The sequence below is a fragment of the Paraburkholderia sp. BR10882 genome (genome assembly GCF_040948855.1).
Lineage (GTDB): Bacteria > Pseudomonadota > Gammaproteobacteria > Burkholderiales > Burkholderiaceae > Paraburkholderia > Paraburkholderia nodosa_A.
This window is the reverse complement of the sequence record NZ_JBFPKP010000014.1, coordinates 15,626-34,550: the sequence shown is the minus strand read 5'-3', so window position 1 is coordinate 34,550 and position 18,925 is coordinate 15,626. Positions and strand designations below refer to the sequence as shown.

Sequence of the window (18,925 nt, the reverse complement as noted above, 5' to 3'; positions counted from 1 at the left end):
ATGGAAGGGTCGAACGGCGATTTCCCGGCCGCGTGGCGAACTTGCCTTATCCGTCGGGCACGCCTATATTGAGTCCAAATGGTTGCGAGTCGCAACCATTTGCATGAAGACCATGCAGACCATAACGGAGACCATCATGGATTTTGTCGACGTGCCCGCGCAGCCTCGCGAGACGACCATCCTCGAACTGCGCGAGTTCTCGCGGCGGCTCGTGCGCGAGCTGGGCTTCATGCGCACCACGCTCGCCGACAGCGATCTCGCCCCATCCGCCGTACACGCCATCATCGAGATCGGCGCGCAGCCGGGCATCAATGCACGGGCGCTCGGCGACATCCTGCGGCTCGACAAGTCGAACACGAGCCGCCAGGTCGCGCGGCTCGAGGCGGCCGGTCTCGTCAAACGCAAGACCGCCGACGATGACGCGCGCTCTACCGAGTTGAGCCTGAGCGCGGCAGGCCAGAAGCTGCGCGCGAAGATCGACCGCTTCGCCACGGATCAGGTTTCCAATGCGCTGCGCAGGCTCGTTCCTGCCGACCAGCAGACGCTCGTGCGTGCGCTCGCGCTCTACGCCGACGCGCTCGCGCACGACAACCCCAACGAGACCCGCGCAACAGCGCCGGCGGCGGGCGTGCAGATCGTGGAAGGCTACCGGCCCGGCTGCATTGGCGACATTGCGAGCCTGCACGCGCGGTTCTACGCCGCGAACTGGGGCTTCGGCTCGTACTTCGAGAAGAAGGTGGCCACGGAACTCGCCGACTTCACCGGCGCCTTGCCAGCCGTTGGCAAGGCGCTCTGGCTCGCGGTGGAGCGCGATCGCGTCCTCGCTTCGCTTGCCATCGACGGGAACGAGAGCGGCAACGCAGGTGTCGCTCACCTGCGCTGGTTCATCGTCGACGACTCACTGCGCGGTACCGGCATCGGCCGGCAGTTGATGACCAACGCGATGCAGTTCGTCGATGCGCACTACGCCGAGACCTACCTGTGGACCTTCAAGGGCCTCGACGCCGCGCGGCATCTGTACGAGTCGTTCGGCTTTCACCTCGCGCAAGCGTCCGAAGGCGACCAGTGGGGCACGAAGGTCACGGAGCAGCGCTTCGTGAGGCGCCGTGCCGATTGACTCGCATCACGCGGAACTCGCCGGGCGCCCGCGCGTTTCCGGCATGCGCAGATACACGATCAGCGAAACCGCCGCGCAGGCCGTGACGTACCAGTAAAAGTACTGCTCGTGGCCGCTCGCCTTGAAGCGCAGCGCGACAAACTCCGTCGTGCCGCCGAGAATCGCCGTGGTGAGCGCGTACGGCAGTCCCACCGCGAGCGCGCGGATGCGCGTGGGGAACAGCTCCGTTTTCGCGAGCATGTGCACCGAGGTGAAGCCGCTCAACATCACGAGGCCGGCGAACGACAGCAGGAACGCCACCAGCGGATCCCGCGTGTGACTGAGCGCCGTGAAAAGCGGCACGGAAAACAGCGTGGTCGACAGGCCAAAGCAGATCAGCACCGGGCGGCGGCCGAACACGTCGGAGGCGAGCCCGAAGAGCGGCTGGAGCGGCATATACAGCAGCAGCGCGCCGGTGGAGACGAGCGTCGACATCTCCTTCGAAAGGCCCACGGTGTTCACGAGGTACTTCTGCATGTAAATCGTGAACGTATAGAAGCCCACCGTGCCGCCTACAGTCATGCCGATAGCGAGCAGAATCTGCCGCCAGTGCAACAGCAGTTGCTTGAGCACGGGCGGACCGGCCTCACGCCGGCCGCGCTCGAACGCTTCGGTCTCCGTCACGTTGCGGCGCATATAAAGCGCGAACAGCGCGAGCGCGCCACCCAGCAGAAACGGCACGCGCCAGCCCCAACGCTCGATCTGCCCGGCCGTCATCAGCAGGTTCTGCATGACGAGCATGAGTGCGAGCGCAACGAGTTGGCCGGCCACCACGCTCACCTGCAAAAAGCCAAGATAGAAGCCGCGCCGGTTGGCGGGCGCGATCTCGCTGAGGTAAGTCGCACTGGTGCCGTACTCGCCGCCCATGCTCAGGCCCTGGAGCAGGCGCGCCGCGATCAGCACGACAGGCGCGAGCACGCCGATGCTCGCGTAGCCGGGCGTGAGCGCGATCATCAGCGAGCCGATGCACATGGCCGTGACCGACCACGTGAGCGCCGACTTGCGCCCGTGGCGGTCGGCGTAGAAGCCCACGAGCCAGCTGCCGAGCGGCCTCGCGACGTAGCCCACGGCCGCGATGGCCGCCGTGTTCATCAGCTGCACGGTCGGCTTGTCGCTCGGGAAAAACGACTTCGCGAAGTAAATCGAAAAGATGCTGTACGCCAGAAAGTCGTACCACTCGATCAGGTTGCCGGCCAGGCCCCCGACGATCGAACGGATGCGCGGCCGCGCGATCGGTGCTGTTTCTGCGGTCTGGTTATCGATTCGGATTCCGAAATCCGTGTCGTTCGACATGCGTGTCTCCTCCTCTTGTTTTGCAAATTGTGCGCTGTGGCGTTCAGTCCTTCGGTGCGTACTCGCGATCGAGGCGGTCGAAGAGCGGCTTGTTCACGAGGCGCTGACGCTCAGCGAACGGCGCGACGATCGTCGCGTCTTCGTCGAGCCGGCCGTTCGTGCGCAATTGCCCGAGAGCGCGCTGCATGCCGACCACCGCGCCCTGCAGCGCCGCGTTCGCGTACAGCACCAGCGCGTAGCCAAGGGCCGCCAGCGCTTCGCGCGACTGCACCGGCGTCTTGCCGCCAATCACGATGTTGATGAGCTGCGGCGCGTCGATGAGTTTGGGCAGGCGCTCGATATCTTCGAGCTTTTCCGTGGCTTCGATAAAGAGAATGTCCGCGCCCGCCTCGATGAACGCGTGGCCGCGCGCGATCGCGTCTTCGATGCCGTGCACGGCGGCCGCGTCGGTGCGCGCCATGATGAGCAGGTTGCCATCTTCGCGCGCATCCACGGCGGCGCGGATCTTGCCCACCATCTCGCTCGCGCCGATCACTTCCTTGTTAGCGAAGTGGCCGCACTTCTTCGGCATCACCTGGTCTTCGAACTGGATCGCGTCGGCGCCGCTGCGCTCGAGCGTGCGCACGGTCTGGCGCACATTGAGCGCGTTGCCGAAGCCCGTGTCGGCATCGACGATGAGCGGCAGGTTGACCGCGTCGCGCACGCGCGCCGTGTGCTCGGCAATGTCGCTCAAGCCGATGAAGCCGAGATCGGGCAGGCCGAACGACATGTTGGTGACGCCCGCGCCCGTGAGGTAGAGCGCTTCGAAGCCGGCGTCCTCGATCACGCGGGCGCTCATGGCGTTGAAGGCGCCCGGCACGAGCAGGCCGCGGCGCTCGTTGACCTTGGCGCGGAACGCGGCGCGGCGTGCTGCAGTGGAAGTGGTCATCGCGATGACTCCGTTCAGTGGGTTTTGAGATGGCTCAGACAATTGCACGATGTGTGCCAACCAGCGGAAACTGGGCGCAAACCATATAAAACAATACTTTAGGCAACCCCAGCGTACGACCGGTGTTTCATGCCACAATCTATGGAACGTTTCATGAAACGTTTCCGAACACCCATTTCCGTACCAAGGATTGCGCCGTGCCTCCCTCCAGCCCGTCCCAGGCCGCCAGCCGTCCGAGCATCGCGCTCGTGAGCATCAGCCGGCTGCGCAATCTCTGCGAAACCGTTGCGCCGCGCTATGCCAGCGAGGCGCGCTTCTTCAACGTGCGCGAAGGCTATGGCGACGCCGTCACGGCGCTGCAGCCCTATATCGAAGCCGGCACCGTCGACGTGGTGCTCGCGGCCGGGTCCAACGGCGCGTACCTGCGCGACAACCTGAGCGTGCCCGTGGTCATGGTGAAGGTGAACGGCTTCGATGTGCTGGCCGGCATTACGCACGCGAACGCCACCTGGCCCGGCGCGCCCATCGGGCTGATCCTGCACGAGAGCGTCTCGCACGAACTCGCCGACCTCGGCGCGTGGCTCAACCTGCGGCTCACGCAGTGCGCCTATCGCACGGTGGACGAAGTGCACGACGCCGTCACGGCGCTCGCCGCCGAGGGCTGCCGCGTCATCATCGGCCCCGGCATGGCGTGCGATCTCGCCCAGGCGGCGGGGCTCGAAAGCGTGTTCCTGTACTCGCTGGGCGCGGTGCACGAGGCATTCGAGCGCTCCGTGGAGCTGGCCCGCGTGAGCCGCCAAAAGGAGTCCAAGCGCGTGCGCCTGAACACGATCGTCGCGCACCTGCGCGACGGCGTGGCCGCTTTCGACGAAGCCGGTCAGCTCGAAGCGGTCAATCCAGCCATGCTCGATCTGCTCGGTCTCGACCGCGCGCGCGATGTGAGCGCGCAACTGGTCCGCTCGGTGGGCCCGCTACTGCACGAAGTGGCCGGCGGCGATGCGGCGGTCGATGAACGCATCGAGCAGATCGGCGGCCGCTCGCTGATCGTGAGCTGTGTGCCGATCGTCGAGCAAGGTGCGCGCTCGGGCGCGGTGGTCACGGCGCAGGATGCGCTCGTCGCGCAGCGCATCGACCGGTCGCTGCGCACGACCCAGCGGCCGCGGCACCTCGTGGCGCGCTACGAACTGGACGACCTGGTCGGCGTTGCGCCCGCCATGGCGCGCGTGCGGCGCCTCGCGGCCATGAGCGCCGCGCACGACGCCACCGTGCTCCTCACGGGCGAAAGCGGCACGGGCAAGGAACTCGTCGCGCAGGGCATCCACAACGCGAGCCGCCGGCGCGGCAATCCATTCGTTGCCTTCAACTGCGCGGCGCTGCCCGAGGGGCTGATCGAAAGCGAGCTGTTCGGCCACGAGGAAGGCGCGTTCACGGGCGCGCGGCGCGGCGGCAAACCGGGCCTCGTCGAAATCGCGCATACGGGCACGATCTTTCTCGACGAAATTGGCGAGATGCCGCCCGCGCTGCAAAGCCGCCTGCTGCGCGTGCTCCAGGAGCGTGAGGTGATGAAACTGGGCGCCAGCCGCGCTACGCCCGTTGACGTGCGCGTGATTGCCGCCACGCACCGCGACTTGCGCGCGCTGGTGCAGGAAGGCGCCTTCCGCGCCGACCTGTATTTCCGGCTCAATCTGCTGCATATTCCGTTGCCGCCCTTGCGCGAACGCCGCGAGGACATTGCCGCGCTCGCGCGCCATCTGCTCGAACGTATGGCCGATCGCTACGCCTTGCGTGCCGCCGCGATCGAGCGCGTGCTCACGCTGTTCGCACCATACTTCGCGAGCTATGCGTGGCCCGGGAATGTGCGCGAGCTCGAGAATCTGCTCGCGCGCGCGGCCATCTTCCTCGCCGACGAAACCGGCGACGCGTCCGCGGATAGTTCGTTATACGATGTATTCCCGGAATTCGCGCAGAACGACGAAGCGAACGATGCGCCGCGGCGCGCGGCGATTGCCTCGAACGGCGCGCGGCGCGACGCCGCCAGGCCGGTCACGCGGGAAGACGTCGAGCGCGCACTCACCGCGCACGGCGGCAATCGCGCAGCCGCCAGCCGCGCGCTCGGCATAGGCCGCACGACGCTTTGGCGCTTGATGAAGGGCGCGTGAGCGCACGGAGTATCATGACAACCTCCACGATGCGCCGATTGAGGGCGCATCGAACCTGCCGGGGAACCTGCCTTCGTGAACTATTTCAATGTCCTGCTCGCGCTTTCGGGGGTCCTGCTGCTGAGCGTCGCCAGCCCGGGGCCGAACTTCGTCATCGTCACCTCGACGGCGGTGGCCTCGCGGCGCGCGGGCCTCGCGACCGGCCTCGGTCTCGCCGCCGCCTCCGGCACATGGGCATGGATCGCCATCGCGGGCCTAAGCCTGATCGTCTCCCATGTGGCCTGGATCGGCACCGGGCTGCGCATCGCAGGCGCGGCCTACCTGATCTGGCTCGGCGCGAAGATGCTCCTCACCGCACGACAGCCCTTGCAGGTTGCCGCACAGGCGGGCGCTTCGGGTTGGGCCGCCGCGAAGAAGGGCTACGTCGTCAGCATGACGAATCCCAAGGCCATTGCGTTCTACGGCAGCATTTTCGCGTTGATGGTGCCCGCTGCCGCGCCGCGCTGGCTCGAAGTGGCGGTCGTCGTGATCGCGATCCTCATCTCGTGCGCCTGGTATTGCTCGATGGCCCTGCTCGCCTCGCATCCCACGGTGCGCCACTTCCTCGTCCGGCGCAAAGCCGCGCTCGACTCGGCGGTGGGCGTCGTGCTGATCGGGCTCGGCGGGCGCATGCTCGCGGGGCGCTGAGCCGGGTCACGCGGCCATGAGCGTGCGCATGGCTTCGCAATGGCTGCGCGCCGCGCCGCTGGCGTCGGCATTGACACTGGCGTTCGTGCTCGCGGCGTCGTCCTTGCTGGCCCACGCGCAAAGCGCGCCCAAGGTCGTCGACATACCCACGAGGCCCGGCGTCACCCAACGCTTCCTTTTCATTGCGCCCGCAGCGCCGAAGGCGGCCGCGATACTTTACGCGGGCGGGCATGGCGGCCTGCAACTGGACCCGCAGGGAAACTTCGGCTGGGGCGCCAACAATTTTCTCGTGCGCAGCCGCATGCTGTTCGTGGACGACGGCGTTGCTGTGGCAGTCATCGACGCACCGAGCGACCGGCAATCACCGCCCTACCTTGACGGTTTTCGCCTCACGCCGGAACATGCCGAGGACGCTCGCGCCGTGATCGCATGGTTGCGCGAACAATTACACGTGCCGGTCTGGCTCGTCGGCACGAGCCGCGGCACGCAGTCGGTCGCGGCCATCGCGATTGCTCTTGCGAATGACAGCAACCCCAGCGCTGGCCCGAACGGCATCGTACTCACCTCGACCATCCTGCGCGAAAATCGGGGCGGCGACCCGGTCACGGGCATGAAGCTCTCGGCACTCAAAATTCCCGTGCTCGTGGTGCACAACAAGGACGACGCCTGCAAGGTGTGTCCGGTGTCCGAAACGGACACGCTCATGCAGAAGCTCACGCAATCGCCGGGAACGAAGCTGATGCTCGTCTCCGGCGGAACTTCGCGGGGCGACCCGTGCGGGGCGTACGCGTATCACGGCTTCAACGGCATCGAAAGCGAAGTCGCGCACGGCATCACGGCGTGGATGCTGGCGCCTTAGCGGGCTTTCCGCGCCCGGCATCCCACCTCTGCTTGCACCTCTAACCGCCCTTTCTTTTCACGGGCGCGCTGTTGTGTCCGAACGACCCCGGCGGCTCCGCCCGGCCGTGATGGCCGAGCGGCACCTCGGCCGTCTGCTCCGGATGCGGCCCGCCCTCGCGCGGCATGAACTCGGGCCGTGGTTCCGGTTGATCGAAGCTGCCCGGCGCACCCCGTGGGGGTTTCTCCTGCGTCGGCTGCTTGCCGGCGGCGAGTTCGTCGTCGGTTGCGCTGGCCTCGTCCGGCCTGGGGTTTTGGGTTGAAAGACCCATCATCCGCTCCTTAAAGGGTGTGGATGCGAGGCATCCTGTTCACGATTTCGGACCGCTCGCCGGCGTCGGTTGCGCGCCGGCTGGCGCCGACATCTGGCTACTCGAAGAATCCTGGGTTTGGGGGCGCGCCCCTTCGTCTGCACGTTTGCAAGCCGTACAGCCGAGCGCCAGTGCGGCCGCGCCGAGCAGCCAAACACGCGGCCACGAATGGAGCCACAAACGGGCGCGCGGCCTGTCCAGATTGGCACCCGATTTCGCAGTGCTTTTCATCCGATCCCTCCCTTGTGCGCGCCAATTGCAATTCCGCGCGCCACGCTTGTAATTCTTCTACCCCGCTCCCCGTTTGTCCGACCATTCCCACTTTTTCGCTGGCGCGCCCCGTATTGCGCCGGTCCTGCGCTCATCCTGCATTCCCGAAAGGCTTCATTCCCGATAAGCCGCCATTACGATCCACATATCGCGCTCGCCATTGCTCACTTCGGCAGCCAGCGCATAGCGGTCATGCGGACTGCAGGCGTTCTGCAGCGCCTTGCGCGCCTGTTCCGTGTTGTCGTAGTCGCGCTTTTCCAGCGGACGCACTTCGTTGCGTCCCTCGAACATCTTCTGGTCCTTGCGGTAGATAAGCGTTTCGGTTTTCCATTCGCGAAAACATTCCCGGACATGCTGGAAATCGCCTCCGCAGACGTTCACCTGGTAGCGTGGAGTTGACTTCATGATCGACTGCCTCCCTTGCCGGTTCGACGCGCACCTGCCGCTTACCTCACGCCGCGCGCGTCCACACCCGCGGCGCCGCATAGGGCGTGCCGGGCCTGACTTCCCATGCGGGCGGTATTGCATTTGCGCAGCGGGTGAGTCGTCTGATGGAGAGGGAGAAGTCATGAGCACGAGCCAGCATCCTGCTACGCGACGCAAGGGCGGGCGCCCCGCGCGGCAGCGTCATGCCCACGCGAGCGCCGCGAAAGCGCACACGAAACGCGCTACGAGCGGCGCCCCGAAAAAATGGTCGAAACACGTGAACGAGACGAGCGACGCCATGGACATCGAGTCCGGCGTATTCAAGTCCGGCAGCGCCGAAGCGATCGCCCGCTCGCTCAAGGAGTCGTCGCTGCACAGCCGGCGGCGCAAGGGCACGCCATTTCAGTCGGCCATGTCGATGCTGAACTTCTACATCAACCGCGCAGGCAGAAACCTGCCCAAGTCGCGGCGCGACACGCTCGCGAAAGCCAAGGGAAAGCTTCGGGAAGCGTTTGGCCGCAAGCCCTGAGCGAAAATTTCAGGCTTTTTCACGGTGGCATCGGCTTTGCGGCCAACTCTTATATAAGACATAAGACATTTGACGTTATATCGTATTGCGCTTAAAATCCCGGTCAAAGCAGTGCCTGGAAAAGCCTCGGAGTGCCTGAAAAGCCTTCGCCTTCAAACGCAATACCAGTAGGTCCCCCAATGCTTGAAAACTTTCGCGCTCACGTAGCCGCACGCGCCGCGCTCGGCATTCCCCCCCTGCCGCTCACGGCTCAGCAGACCGCCGAACTGGTGGAACTGCTGACGAATCCTCCCGCTGGCGAAGAGCAGACGCTGCTCGACCTGATCACCAACCGCGTGCCGGCAGGCGTCGACGAAGCCGCCCGTGTGAAGGCCGGGTTCCTGGCCGCCGTGGCCAAGGGCGAAACCGCCTGCGCACTGATCTCGCGCGCTCGCGCGACCGAACTGCTCGGCACGATGCTGGGCGGCTACAACATCGCCCCGCTGATCGCGCTGCTCTCCGACGCCGAAGTGGGCACCGTGGCTGCTGAAGCGCTGAAGAAAACCCTGCTGATGTTCGACCAGTTCCATGACGTCAAGGAACTGGCCGACAACGGCAACGCCAACGCCAAGGCAGTGCTGCAAAGCTGGGCCGACGCCGAATGGTTCACGAGCCGCCCGGAAGTGCCGCAAAGCCTGACCATCACCGTGTTCAAGGTGACGGGCGAAACCAACACCGACGACCTCTCGCCGGCCCCGGACGCGACCACCCGCCCGGACATCCCGCTGCACGCGCTGGCGATGCTGAAGAACGCGCGTCCCGGCATCACACCGGAAGAAGACGGCAAGCGCGGCCCGGTCAAGTTCATCGAATCGCTGAAGGAAAAGGGCCACCTGGTCGCCTACGTGGGCGACGTGGTCGGCACGGGCTCCTCGCGCAAGTCGGCCACCAACTCGGTGCTGTGGTTCACGGGCGAAGACATCCCCTTCATCCCCAACAAGCGCTTCGGCGGCGTGTGCCTCGGCGGCAAGATCGCCCCGATCTTCTACAACACGATGGAAGACGCCGGCGCCCTGCCGATCGAACTCGACGTGTCGCAAATGGAAATGGGCGACGTGGTCGAACTGCGCCCGTACGAAGGCCGTGCGCTCAAGAACGGCGCAGTGATCGCCGAATTCCAGGTCAAGTCCGACGTGCTGTTCGACGAAGTGCGCGCCGGCGGCCGCATTCCGCTGATCATCGGCCGCGGCCTGACCGCCAAGGCGCGTGAAGCGCTGGGCCTCGCCCCGTCGACGCTGTTCCGCCTGCCGCAAAACCCGGCCGATACCGGCAAGGGCTTCTCGCTCGCGCAGAAGATGGTTGGCCGCGCATGCGGTCTGCCGGAAGGCCAGGGCGTGCGCCCGGGCACGTACTGCGAACCGAAGATGACCTCGGTCGGCTCGCAAGATACGACCGGTCCGATGACCCGCGACGAACTGAAGGACCTGGCGTGCCTCGGCTTTTCGGCCGACCTCGTCATGCAGTCGTTCTGCCACACCGCCGCTTATCCGAAGCCGGTGGACGTGAAGACGCACCAGACGCTGCCGAACTTCATCAGCAACCGTGGCGGTATCGCGCTGCGTCCGGGCGACGGTGTGATCCACTCGTGGCTGAACCGCATGCTGCTGCCCGACACCGTCGGCACCGGCGGCGACTCGCACACGCGTTTCCCGATCGGCATCAGCTTCCCGGCGGGCTCGGGTCTGGTCGCCTTCGCGGCCGCCACCGGCACGATGCCGCTGGACATGCCGGAATCGGTGCTCGTGCGCTTCAAGGGCAAGATGCAGCCGGGCGTCACGCTGCGTGACCTCGTGAACGCCATCCCGCTGTGGGCGATCAAGCAAGGCTCGCTGACGGTTGCCAAGCAAGGCAAGAAGAACATCTTCTCGGGCCGCATTCTCGAAATCGAAGGTCTGCCCGACCTGAAGGTCGAGCAAGCGTTCGAACTGTCGGATGCTTCCGCTGAACGTTCGGCCGCCGGTTGCACGGTGCATCTGAACAAGGAACCGATCATCGAATACCTCAACAGCAACATCACGCTGCTGAAGTGGATGATCGCCCAGGGCTACCAGGACCCGCGCAGCCTGCAGCGCCGCATCAAGGCGATGGAAGCGTGGCTGGCCGACCCGCAACTGCTGCAACCGGATGCGGACGCCGAGTACGCCGCCGTCATCGAAATCGACCTGGCCGACGTGCACGAGCCGATCGTGGCCTGCCCGAACGATCCGGACGACGTGAAGACGCTGTCGGACGTTGCCGGCGCCAAGATCGACGAAGTGTTCATCGGCTCGTGCATGACCAACATCGGTCACTTCCGTGCCGCGTCGAAGCTGCTCGAAGGCAAGCGCGACATTCCGGTCAAGCTGTGGGTCGCGCCGCCGACCAAGATGGACCAGAAGCAGCTGACCGAAGAAGGCCACTACGGCGTGTTCGGCACGGCTGGCGCGCGTACCGAAATGCCGGGCTGCTCGCTGTGCATGGGTAACCAGGCACAGGTGCGCGAAGGTGCAACGGTCATGTCGACCTCGACGCGTAACTTCCCGAACCGTCTGGGCAAGAACACGAACGTGTACCTCGGCTCGGCGGAACTCGCGGCGATCTGCTCGCGTCTGGGCAAGATCCCGACCAAGGAAGAGTACATGGCCGATATGGGCGTGCTCAACGCCAACGGCGACAAGATCTACCAATACATGAACTTCGACCAGATCGCCGACTTCAAGGAAGTGGCCGATACGGTGACGATGTAAGTGTGATGCTGGAGTACGGCGCGGGACTGTTGTTCCAGATCTGCGCCGTAGCGCCGGACAATGGCGCCGCAGGCTGAATGCCTGCGGCGCCATTTTTATTTGGTTCGCCGAGGTGCTGGCTTATGAGTGGGAGTCGAGCGAGCTGTTTCGGGAAGCGATGACTGCCCGGACGACCAGCATGATGCGTTCGACCCGCGCACCGGGCCGGATTCGGCCTGAACGTTCGAGTTCGGCGAGCCCATGCAGGGCTGCCCAAAAGGTCTCGGTCACGTTCTCGACATCGGCACTGAACGGCGCGACGACCGACGCGATCGCTTCGAAACCGGCCCGCAGTTCCGGTCGGGTCTCAGCATCTGCAAACCGCAGATCGGTCGGGAGCGTGAACATCGCCTCGTAGAGCGCGGGACACCGCACGGCAAAGCCAAGATAGGCCATGGCGACACGCTCGAGGGCGTTTTCTTGCCCCGCCGCTCCATGCGCCGCTTCCCGAAGTGCCACCGTGAGTTCTTGAAAACCCTCGAGTGCAACGGCTGAAACGATCGCATCCCTGTTCTCGAAATGCGAGTACAGGACCGGCTGGCTATATTCGATCTCTTCGGCGAGGCGGCGAACCGTGACGGCATCCCATCCGTCGCGCTCCGCAATCAGGCGCGCTGCCGCGACAATGCGGGACTCGCGCTCGGCCCGTTGCCTGCCCTTGCGCTCGGCGATACTCAACTTTTCACCCTCCTGCCCCGAATAGTCCACATGCCCGTGATGATACGGAAGCTTGAAAATCTAGCATTGCTAGATTATATTCCGTCACTACACCACGAAGCACAGGACACTGCAATGCATTGGCTTTCGTTCGGACTGGCGCTGTTCCTCGCCCTCGCGATTATCGCGATCGGCACCCAATATCTTGTCAGGCCAATGTCTGCGACTCGCAGTTTCGGTCTGCCGCTTCCCGAAAACGGCGCCAATACCGCCTGGTGGCTTCGCCTCAAGGGCGTGCGCGACATTGCGTCGGGACTGGCGGTCCTCGCGTTCATGGTGTTGGGCACGCCACTTGGGATCGGCATCGTCCTGCTCGTGGAAGCCGTCATCCCCATTGGCGACATGCTGCTCATTCTTGCCGCGAAAGGCTCCACCAAAAGCGCCTTCGGCATGCATGGCGCAACGGCCGTGCTGATGGTCCTCACCGCAATTTCGATGATGATGGGAGGGCGCTGAAATGATCCACACGGTTTCGATCTGGCTTCTCGCCGCCGGCTTCTTTGGCGCCGGTCTATTCAACGCGATTGGCACGTCCGCATCGCAAAGCGATTACGCCCGGTGGGGTTACCCGCGCTGGTGGGGCCGTTTGACCGGCGCACTGGAAATGCTATCCGCCGTTCTGATTGCGCTACCGGCAACTCGCATGATTGGGCTGGCGCTCGGGGCGCTAATCATTGCGGCAGCGGTTTTGACCGTTCTGCGTCATCGCGACTTCTCGCACCTCGTGCCGCTTGGTGTCTTTGTCGTCGTGATCGCGCTCGCAGGAATCCCGGCTTGAAAGGGCCGCGCGCTGATCTGCACATCCGGCACAATCAGCGCGCGAATGCCAACGCGGGAGACTCAGCCGTTGCCGCCGTGAAAGAGCGTTAGCTTGTTCGACACCGAATTCACGCCTTGCACCGAACGCGCAACCTCTTCCGCCTGGCGAATCTGGTCGCCGGTGCGAACCGTGCCGCTCAGCGTCACAGCGCCGCTGCGCGCGCGAACGAAAACGCCGGACACGTTGAATCCCTGCGCCCTCGACAACGCGCGCCGCACGGCACGGGCAAGTGCGCGGTCCGCCTTCTTCTCGCTGGGCGCCGCCTGGGTCGTGCCCGGCGCCATCGACGCGTCCGTTGGCGCATTTTCCGTTTGGGCATGCGCCACGCCAGCGGCGGTCAACAGAAAAGACGCAAACACGGCGCATCGCAGATTCGATTTCATGACCTACTCCTGACATTGCCGCGCAGGGACGCGCCGGCCGCCGTCCATATTGCACCTCCACGCAAACACCCGCTCCGAAGGCGCTCGCATCGCGCCGTCGCACTATACGACCGCTGATGCCGCCGCCACGCCCAGGAAGGTCTGCACGATGCCTCGCTTGCGTTGGCTGTGAAGGCAGGCCACCGAATCGATATTGCAGTCGCGCAGCTCCTCCACCGGGATGGCGACGCAATGCGCGCCCTCGGGAATCTCGCGCTCGAGCACGAATCCGATGCCGAGGCCTTTCCGGACCGCTTCCAGAACGGCCTCGCGGCTACCGAGTTTCATCGCCGTCGGGAGCGAAATCCCTGCGCCTCGCAAGGCTTCGTCGACCAAACGCTGGGTATTGGAACCCGCCTCCCGGCGAATCACGGCATACGCCGCGAGATCGCCGAGCGACACGCTTTTGGCCGCGGCGAGCGGATGATGCCCCGGTACGAGCACCCGCATGCCCTGACGCGCGACGGGGATCGACGCCACACGCGCATCGCTCCTGGCATTGCCGATGACCACCGCGTCGACCCGATACGCGAGCAGATCATCCCAGACCTCGCGCTGACTTCCGAACGAGACTGAAATTTCGATATCGGGGTATTGCGCACGAAAGGCGGCCATCACCTGAAGCACCACCTGTGGCCCGTCGGCGGCGAGTTTGAGGCTGCCGTGCTGGAACCTCGTCGCCCGGCTCACCATGTCCTCGATCTGCTCTTCCGCCGCAAACATCTGGCGGGTCAATTCAAAGAGCGGCTTCGCGGCATCGGTGGGTTGAACGCCCTCATTCGTGCGGATAAAGAGCGCCTGCTTGCAATCCTCTTCGAGATTGCGGATCTGCGCCGTGATGGCCGGCTGCGTCAGACCGAGAAGATTCGCCGCCTTCGAAAAACCGCCCTCGCGCACGACTGCATCGAACGCCCTGAGCTGGAAATAGCGCATCGCCACCTTGAACCTCGCCCCATCAATCTCAATGCGAAAATATAGCACCGGCATTAATTTGACTGCCACAGGTACGCGCTCTAAGCTCGGTGCCGTTGCGGTCGTGGCTAGCCGCCCTCTTATAAGTCTGGGGAGATTCGAAATGAGCATAGAGATCGACTACCTCAATCCCGCCCTCCCGCGAGGCCTGCGGCGAGTGGCGATGCCGGTGGTCGACGCGACTCCGGCAACGCTGAACGGCTATGGCAAGTTGGTGGACGACCCGCACGCCTGCCAGGTGGAAATCGTCCAGTGGCCCGCCCTGGGGTCTAGACCGATCGACCCGGGAACCGGCGATGAAGCGGGCACGACCGAAGGCACGTTCGTCAGCGAATGGCGCGGCGACATTCTCTACGGGCGCAACGAAGCGGTAGGCGGCAATTATGTTCTCGCGTACGCAACGCAGCCAGACGACGCACGCGAAGACAGCGCTACCGTACCGGAACGCATGTTGTTATGGCATGCGAACTATCACCCCGACGGCGGGCAACTGTTCTTTCCGCTCGATCGTCGCCCGTTCTATGTTCCGCTGGCATTGCCGGGCGACGATATTACGCCGGAGAAGTTCGTGTGCTTCCGCTTCGACGGACGCCAGGGTCTCTATATCCACCCCAACATCTGGCACGAAGGCGTGTTCACGCTCGACGGGACTCAGCGATTCTTCGACAAACAAGGCGCCGTGCATGCACGCGTCTCGGTCGAATTCGCATCGGAGTTTGGCTGTCTGCTCGAGGCCGCCATCGCGCGTGACTAGCGTGCGTTGCTCGAGCGGGTCACGTCCTTTGCTTCCATATCGACGGCATCGCTTTGCTGCAATGCATGCTGCCGCTCAGGCGTTTCGCCTTGCGCCATGCCTTCCTTGAATCCCTTCACCGCGACGCCCAGATCGCCTCCGATGTTCCGTAGCTTGTTCGTACCGAAAACCAGTGCCACGATCAGCAGGACGATCATCCAATGCCAGATGCTCAACGAACCCATAACTGAAAATCCTCTCTTTGCCGTCGCGCGCGTCGCTTGCGACGAATGAATGAACCTTGCGGCCCGACCCGGCGTATCGCCTGATGTTCCGCAGGCGTATTGGAACGCGCCGATGTGTCTCGCTCGTTTCCTTGAACGGCGGTTTTGTATGCGCATGTACGCATGCGCCCCGTAGATACACGCCTATACAAAGAGGGCGCGGTTCCACAGAAGCGTTTAATGTTCCCACCGGCGACGCCCCGCTCGTCTGACAAATTTACGAAACCGTAAGCTATCCGCAGGCACAAGGCATATCTCATAGACCCAGGTACACTCCCTGGATAAATCTGATTGACGATTTCCATGTCGTCTGACAACAATATCCATGGTGATCGAGTCAGCCGCTCCTGTTCGATCTCGCCGCTGTAACCGTGCCTCTCCCGTTCGCATTAGCGTCGCCACGCGGCCCAATCGCCGCCCAATCGCCGCCGTAGTCGAGCCACGCTTTCTTCAGCAAAACAATCCAGCGAGACAACATAGGAGAACGAATCAAATGGCAATATATGACCAGGACGATCCCCTGCCCTCAACAGCCCGCAACCATGCGCCCGCCTCGCCCAAACGGCGCGCGTTCATGGCCTTCGCCGGCGCGTCCGCAGGCGCAAGCCTCCTCGCCGCCAGCCGCGCAGCGGCAGCAGCCGATTCCGTGTTTCCCACGCCTGCCGCATTCGGAGGCACGATTCCGCAGCCGCCCGGCCACGCCGCCGGCGACCCGATCTGGGGCCCGGACGGCCAGGCCACGGCGATCATCAGGAGACTTGCCCATGTCGATCGGTCGCTGTTCTCGCGCGCCGACTTTCACGTGACGAGCTACGGTGCGCGCACACTGCCGCCCACCGCGCTGATTACGTCGACCGCGTGGCCGGGCGGCAAGATTCCATGGGTGACGGGCGGCACGGAACAGACCGCGCATCCGACCAGCGATCTGCAGAGCCCCGGCTCGGGCGTGATGGTGCCGTGCGACTACACGGGCACGCAATACGACTCATGCACGGCGATCAATGCCGCGATTGTCGACGCGAGCCGCGCCGGTGGCGGCCGCGTGGTGGTGCCGGCCGGCAACTGGTACTGCGGCGGTCCGATCGTGTTGCTGAGCCATGTGAACCTCCACCTGGAATCGGGCTGCACGATCTATTTCAGCCCGAATCCTGCGGACTATGCGAAAAACGGCCCGTACAAGACGGCCAACGGCAATCTGTACCACACGCGCTGGCAGGCGAACGACTGCCTGAATTTCGGCTCGCCGATTTATGCCTTCCGCCAGACCAACATCGCCGTGACCGCCGACGACAACACCTGCGTGCTGAACGGTCAGGCGATGACACCGATGCAGTTGAGCACCCAGCCGCCGACCTCGTGCTGGTGGACCTACAAGGGAAGCAGCAACACCTACGGCTGCGCCGGTTCATCGACGCCTTCTCAGGCCTATGTGAATCCGAACAACGTCGCGCTAACGAGCCTCCCCGCTGGCCAGATCCAGAACCCGCAGGCGAATGTCTCCTTTACGAACCCGTACGGCGTGACGACGTCGCTGATGACCCTCCTCACGGGCACGGGCTGGAACCAGGACCAGAACTACCTGCCCGCGCTGTCCGAGCTGCGGGTGCCCGTCGAGAACCGCATATTCGGCAACGGTCACTATCTGCGTCCGTGCATGATCGAGTTCATCGGCTGCACCAACGTCTATCTGCAGAACTACCACACGCAGAACACGCCCTTCTGGCAGCACCATCCCACCGATTGCACGAACGTGGTCATCGACGGCGTGTTTGCCGATAGCGTCGGACCGAACAACGACGGCTTCGATCCGGACGCGTGCAATCACGTCCTGGTGCAAAACGTTCAGTTCAACACCGGCGACGACTGCATCGCGATCAAGTCCGGCAAGTATCTCGACACCGGGTACGGCCCGATGCAGAACATCGTCGTGCAGAACTGCACGATGCAAAGCGGCCACGGCGGCCTGACGATCGGCAGCGAAATGAGCGCGGGCGTGCGCAACGTCTACGCCCGCAACCTGACGATGCAAAACGAGAACTGGGCGAGCAACCCGCTCAATATCGCGCTGCGCTTCAAGAGCAACATGAATCGCGGCGGCTTCATCAACAACGTCTGGATCAACGGCGTGACGCTCTCCAATGGCGTGAACCTCGCGGGGAAATACGGCGGCGGCTCGCTGGGGGCTGCGATCAGCAAGATCACGGGCACGGGCACGACCGGTCTCGCGACGAACCCGTCGACGGGCCAGGGCGGCCTGATCACGTTCGACTGCGATTACAGCCCGTCCGGCGACGCGGTGCGCTGGAGTCCGTCCGTGATCAGCAACATCAACATCACGAACGTGAACGCGAGCAACGTGTCGGGGGCGGTGTCCTACTCGATGCCCTCGGGCTTCGTCGCCGGGTCGAACTCGTGCTTCCAGGCGATCGTCATGCAGGGACCCGAGGCGGTCGATTACAACGGTCCGCTGCCGCTGCCGAGCGTGAGTCCGATCAGCGGCGTCACGATCTCGAACTGCAACCTCGGCAACCCGGTGTGCGCGGGGGCGGTACCGACCACGCCTTCGACATCGGCGACGGCCGCGCCGGGGCCGGTCTTCGCGAGCAACGTGAGCGGCATCACGCTGACCAATGTGGTGATCGCGGGCACCACGTACAACACGTCGCTGACCGCACCGGCGACCTGATATCGACGCAACGCACACGGAACGCGTGGGAAGCGCGTTCCGTGTGCGCGGCGATCGGTTTCTTCAGCGTGGTTCCTTGTCTGCCGGAGGTTGCCGGCGTTTCGGCGCCGGCTCATTTCCGGAGCCCACCGGCTCGCGCGTACAGGCGTCCGGCGGCATGACAAAGGGAATGTCGTCGCGGCAACACGCATATACCGGAAACCCGTATGCGTTCGTCCCGACGATGGTCGTTGGCCCGTGCAGCGGGCACACCGCCTTCATGGCGCCTCCCGAAACGCATTGCTCGATGGCTTGTAGCATACCCCTCTCGGGGCATGACTCAAGCCTTCTTCACGTAGGCATTGCACCAGCCTTTGGCGTCGACGATCTTGCCGCCATAGGTCGCGCACGGACCATTCGGCGCGCCCGGCTTGCCCTGAAACAGCTGGCAGTTCGCGCAGGTCTGCCCCGCCTGAAAGCGCGGGAACTTCGTCTTGTCGACTTTGCTCGCGTCGGTTTTGTAGCCGAGCGCCATGGCGGTCGGATCGCTCTCGGAGAGCACCGGAGCGTCGGCGCGGGATTCGCTGGAAAGCGCCGCCGTGGAAGCCACGGAGGCGGCAAGGATCATGAAGCGACGACGGGAAAGCGGCATGGTGGGGCTCCTGAGCATGGAACGTACCCGGCTCTCGGGGTTGCTGATCGGCTGGCCGATTCGTTCGTGTTTCTTTCGTGTGCTATTTATTTATAACACTTCGCGATGTCTTGTAAAGAACCGAAACATTGGGCATCGGATGCTTCCTTATTTACTTCGTTATGCAAATCAATTTTCATGGCGAGCGAAGACTCGGCATC

The 18,925-nt window shown here is 64.3% G+C and carries 19 protein-coding genes; 10 read left to right on the top strand and 9 right to left on the bottom strand.

The features are described 5' to 3' along the window. The first annotated feature begins 136 nt into the window (after nucleotides 1–136). A complete protein-coding gene (locus tag AB3X99_RS28735; RefSeq protein ID WP_368618837.1) occupies nucleotides 137–1,117 on the top strand; it encodes a GNAT family N-acetyltransferase in 981 nt (326 codons plus the stop codon). A gap of 6 nt (nucleotides 1,118–1,123) precedes the next feature. Here AB3X99_RS28735 and AB3X99_RS28730 read toward each other — a convergent pair whose 3' ends face one another. Further along, the gene (locus AB3X99_RS28730; protein ID WP_368618836.1) at nucleotides 1,124–2,449 is read right to left on the bottom strand and encodes an MFS transporter; all 1,326 of its coding nucleotides are present in this window, start codon (nucleotides 2,447–2,449) and stop codon (nucleotides 1,124–1,126) included. Between the two features lie 43 nt (nucleotides 2,450–2,492). Further along, nucleotides 2,493–3,377: an oxaloacetate decarboxylase gene (locus AB3X99_RS28725; protein WP_368618835.1), complete on the bottom strand. Its 885-nt coding sequence runs from the start codon at nucleotides 3,375–3,377 to the stop codon at nucleotides 2,493–2,495. Nucleotides 3,378–3,574: 197 nt separating this feature from the next. Here AB3X99_RS28725 and prpR point away from each other — a divergent pair, with 197 nt between their 5' ends. The 3 genes from prpR to AB3X99_RS28710 all read left to right on the top strand — a co-directional run bounded on the left by prpR (nucleotide 3,575) and on the right by AB3X99_RS28710 (nucleotide 7,082). Continuing rightward, on the top strand, nucleotides 3,575–5,536 hold the full coding sequence (prpR, locus tag AB3X99_RS28720) for a propionate catabolism operon regulatory protein PrpR (RefSeq protein ID WP_069266675.1): 1,962 nt from the start codon (nucleotides 3,575–3,577) through the stop codon (nucleotides 5,534–5,536). 75 nt (nucleotides 5,537–5,611) lie between these two features. Next, nucleotides 5,612–6,223 carry a LysE family translocator gene (locus tag AB3X99_RS28715; RefSeq protein WP_368618834.1) on the top strand — a complete coding sequence of 204 codons (612 nt, stop codon included), beginning with the start codon at nucleotides 5,612–5,614 and terminating at the stop codon, nucleotides 6,221–6,223. A 28-nt stretch (nucleotides 6,224–6,251) separates the two neighbouring features. Further along, nucleotides 6,252–7,082 (top strand): alpha/beta hydrolase, encoded by an 831-nt coding sequence (locus tag AB3X99_RS28710; RefSeq protein WP_368618833.1) that lies wholly within the window; start codon nucleotides 6,252–6,254, stop codon nucleotides 7,080–7,082. Nucleotides 7,083–7,122: 40 nt separating this feature from the next. On the opposite strand, the gene AB3X99_RS28705 is transcribed toward AB3X99_RS28710, so the two are convergent. Beyond that, complete coding sequence (locus AB3X99_RS28705; protein WP_069266678.1) at nucleotides 7,123–7,392, bottom strand: hypothetical protein; 270 nt, start codon at nucleotides 7,390–7,392, stop codon at nucleotides 7,123–7,125. A 423-nt stretch (nucleotides 7,393–7,815) separates the two neighbouring features. After that, complete coding sequence (locus tag AB3X99_RS28700) at nucleotides 7,816–8,106, bottom strand: hypothetical protein (protein ID WP_069266679.1); 291 nt, start codon at nucleotides 8,104–8,106, stop codon at nucleotides 7,816–7,818. A 163-nt stretch (nucleotides 8,107–8,269) separates the two neighbouring features. On the opposite strand from AB3X99_RS28700, the gene AB3X99_RS28695 reads away from it, so the two are divergent. Then, nucleotides 8,270–8,656 (top strand): DUF3175 domain-containing protein, encoded by a 387-nt coding sequence (locus AB3X99_RS28695; protein ID WP_342948756.1) that lies wholly within the window; start codon nucleotides 8,270–8,272, stop codon nucleotides 8,654–8,656. 179 nt (nucleotides 8,657–8,835) lie between these two features. Continuing rightward, nucleotides 8,836–11,421: a bifunctional aconitate hydratase 2/2-methylisocitrate dehydratase gene (gene acnB / locus AB3X99_RS28690; RefSeq protein ID WP_069266681.1), complete on the top strand. Its 2,586-nt coding sequence runs from the start codon at nucleotides 8,836–8,838 to the stop codon at nucleotides 11,419–11,421. A 120-nt stretch (nucleotides 11,422–11,541) separates the two neighbouring features. Here the strand turns inward: acnB and AB3X99_RS28685 are convergent, their stop codons facing one another. Next, the gene (locus AB3X99_RS28685; protein ID WP_069266682.1) at nucleotides 11,542–12,138 is read right to left on the bottom strand and encodes a TetR/AcrR family transcriptional regulator; all 597 of its coding nucleotides are present in this window, start codon (nucleotides 12,136–12,138) and stop codon (nucleotides 11,542–11,544) included. A 114-nt stretch (nucleotides 12,139–12,252) separates the two neighbouring features. Here AB3X99_RS28685 and AB3X99_RS28680 point away from each other — a divergent pair, with 114 nt between their 5' ends. Further along, on the top strand, nucleotides 12,253–12,633 hold the full coding sequence (locus tag AB3X99_RS28680; RefSeq protein WP_069266683.1) for a DUF4267 domain-containing protein: 381 nt from the start codon (nucleotides 12,253–12,255) through the stop codon (nucleotides 12,631–12,633). A 1-nt stretch (nucleotide 12,634) separates the two neighbouring features. After that, nucleotides 12,635–12,955: a DoxX family protein gene (locus AB3X99_RS28675; RefSeq protein ID WP_342948754.1), complete on the top strand. Its 321-nt coding sequence runs from the start codon at nucleotides 12,635–12,637 to the stop codon at nucleotides 12,953–12,955. 62 nt (nucleotides 12,956–13,017) lie between these two features. Here the strand turns inward: AB3X99_RS28675 and AB3X99_RS28670 are convergent, their stop codons facing one another. Both AB3X99_RS28670 and AB3X99_RS28665 read right to left on the bottom strand, forming a co-directional pair. Beyond that, nucleotides 13,018–13,380 (bottom strand): BON domain-containing protein, encoded by a 363-nt coding sequence (locus tag AB3X99_RS28670; RefSeq protein ID WP_069266685.1) that lies wholly within the window; start codon nucleotides 13,378–13,380, stop codon nucleotides 13,018–13,020. A 102-nt stretch (nucleotides 13,381–13,482) separates the two neighbouring features. After that, nucleotides 13,483–14,502, bottom strand: a complete 1,020-nt coding sequence (locus AB3X99_RS28665; RefSeq protein ID WP_368618832.1) for a LysR substrate-binding domain-containing protein — start codon at nucleotides 14,500–14,502, stop codon at nucleotides 13,483–13,485. On the opposite strand from AB3X99_RS28665, the gene AB3X99_RS28660 reads away from it, so the two are divergent. After that, nucleotides 14,495–15,145: an ureidoglycolate lyase gene (locus tag AB3X99_RS28660; protein ID WP_069266687.1), complete on the top strand. Its 651-nt coding sequence runs from the start codon at nucleotides 14,495–14,497 to the stop codon at nucleotides 15,143–15,145. The two genes, AB3X99_RS28665 and AB3X99_RS28660, sit on opposite strands and share 8 nt — an antisense overlap. Here the strand turns inward: AB3X99_RS28660 and tatA are convergent. Then, a complete protein-coding gene (tatA, locus tag AB3X99_RS28655) occupies nucleotides 15,142–15,369 on the bottom strand; it encodes a Sec-independent protein translocase subunit TatA (protein WP_368618831.1) in 228 nt (75 codons plus the stop codon). The genes AB3X99_RS28660 and tatA overlap by 4 nt on opposite strands. 532 nt (nucleotides 15,370–15,901) lie before the next feature. Here tatA and AB3X99_RS28650 point away from each other — a divergent pair. Continuing rightward, nucleotides 15,902–18,094 (top strand): glycoside hydrolase family 28 protein, encoded by a 2,193-nt coding sequence (locus AB3X99_RS28650; protein WP_368618830.1) that lies wholly within the window; start codon nucleotides 15,902–15,904, stop codon nucleotides 18,092–18,094. 319 nt (nucleotides 18,095–18,413) lie between these two features. Here the strand turns inward: AB3X99_RS28650 and AB3X99_RS28645 are convergent, their stop codons facing one another. Next, nucleotides 18,414–18,725, bottom strand: coding sequence for a high-potential iron-sulfur protein (locus AB3X99_RS28645; protein ID WP_028206842.1), 312 nt, complete (start codon nucleotides 18,723–18,725; stop codon nucleotides 18,414–18,416). Between the last annotated feature and the right edge of the window lie 200 nt (nucleotides 18,726–18,925).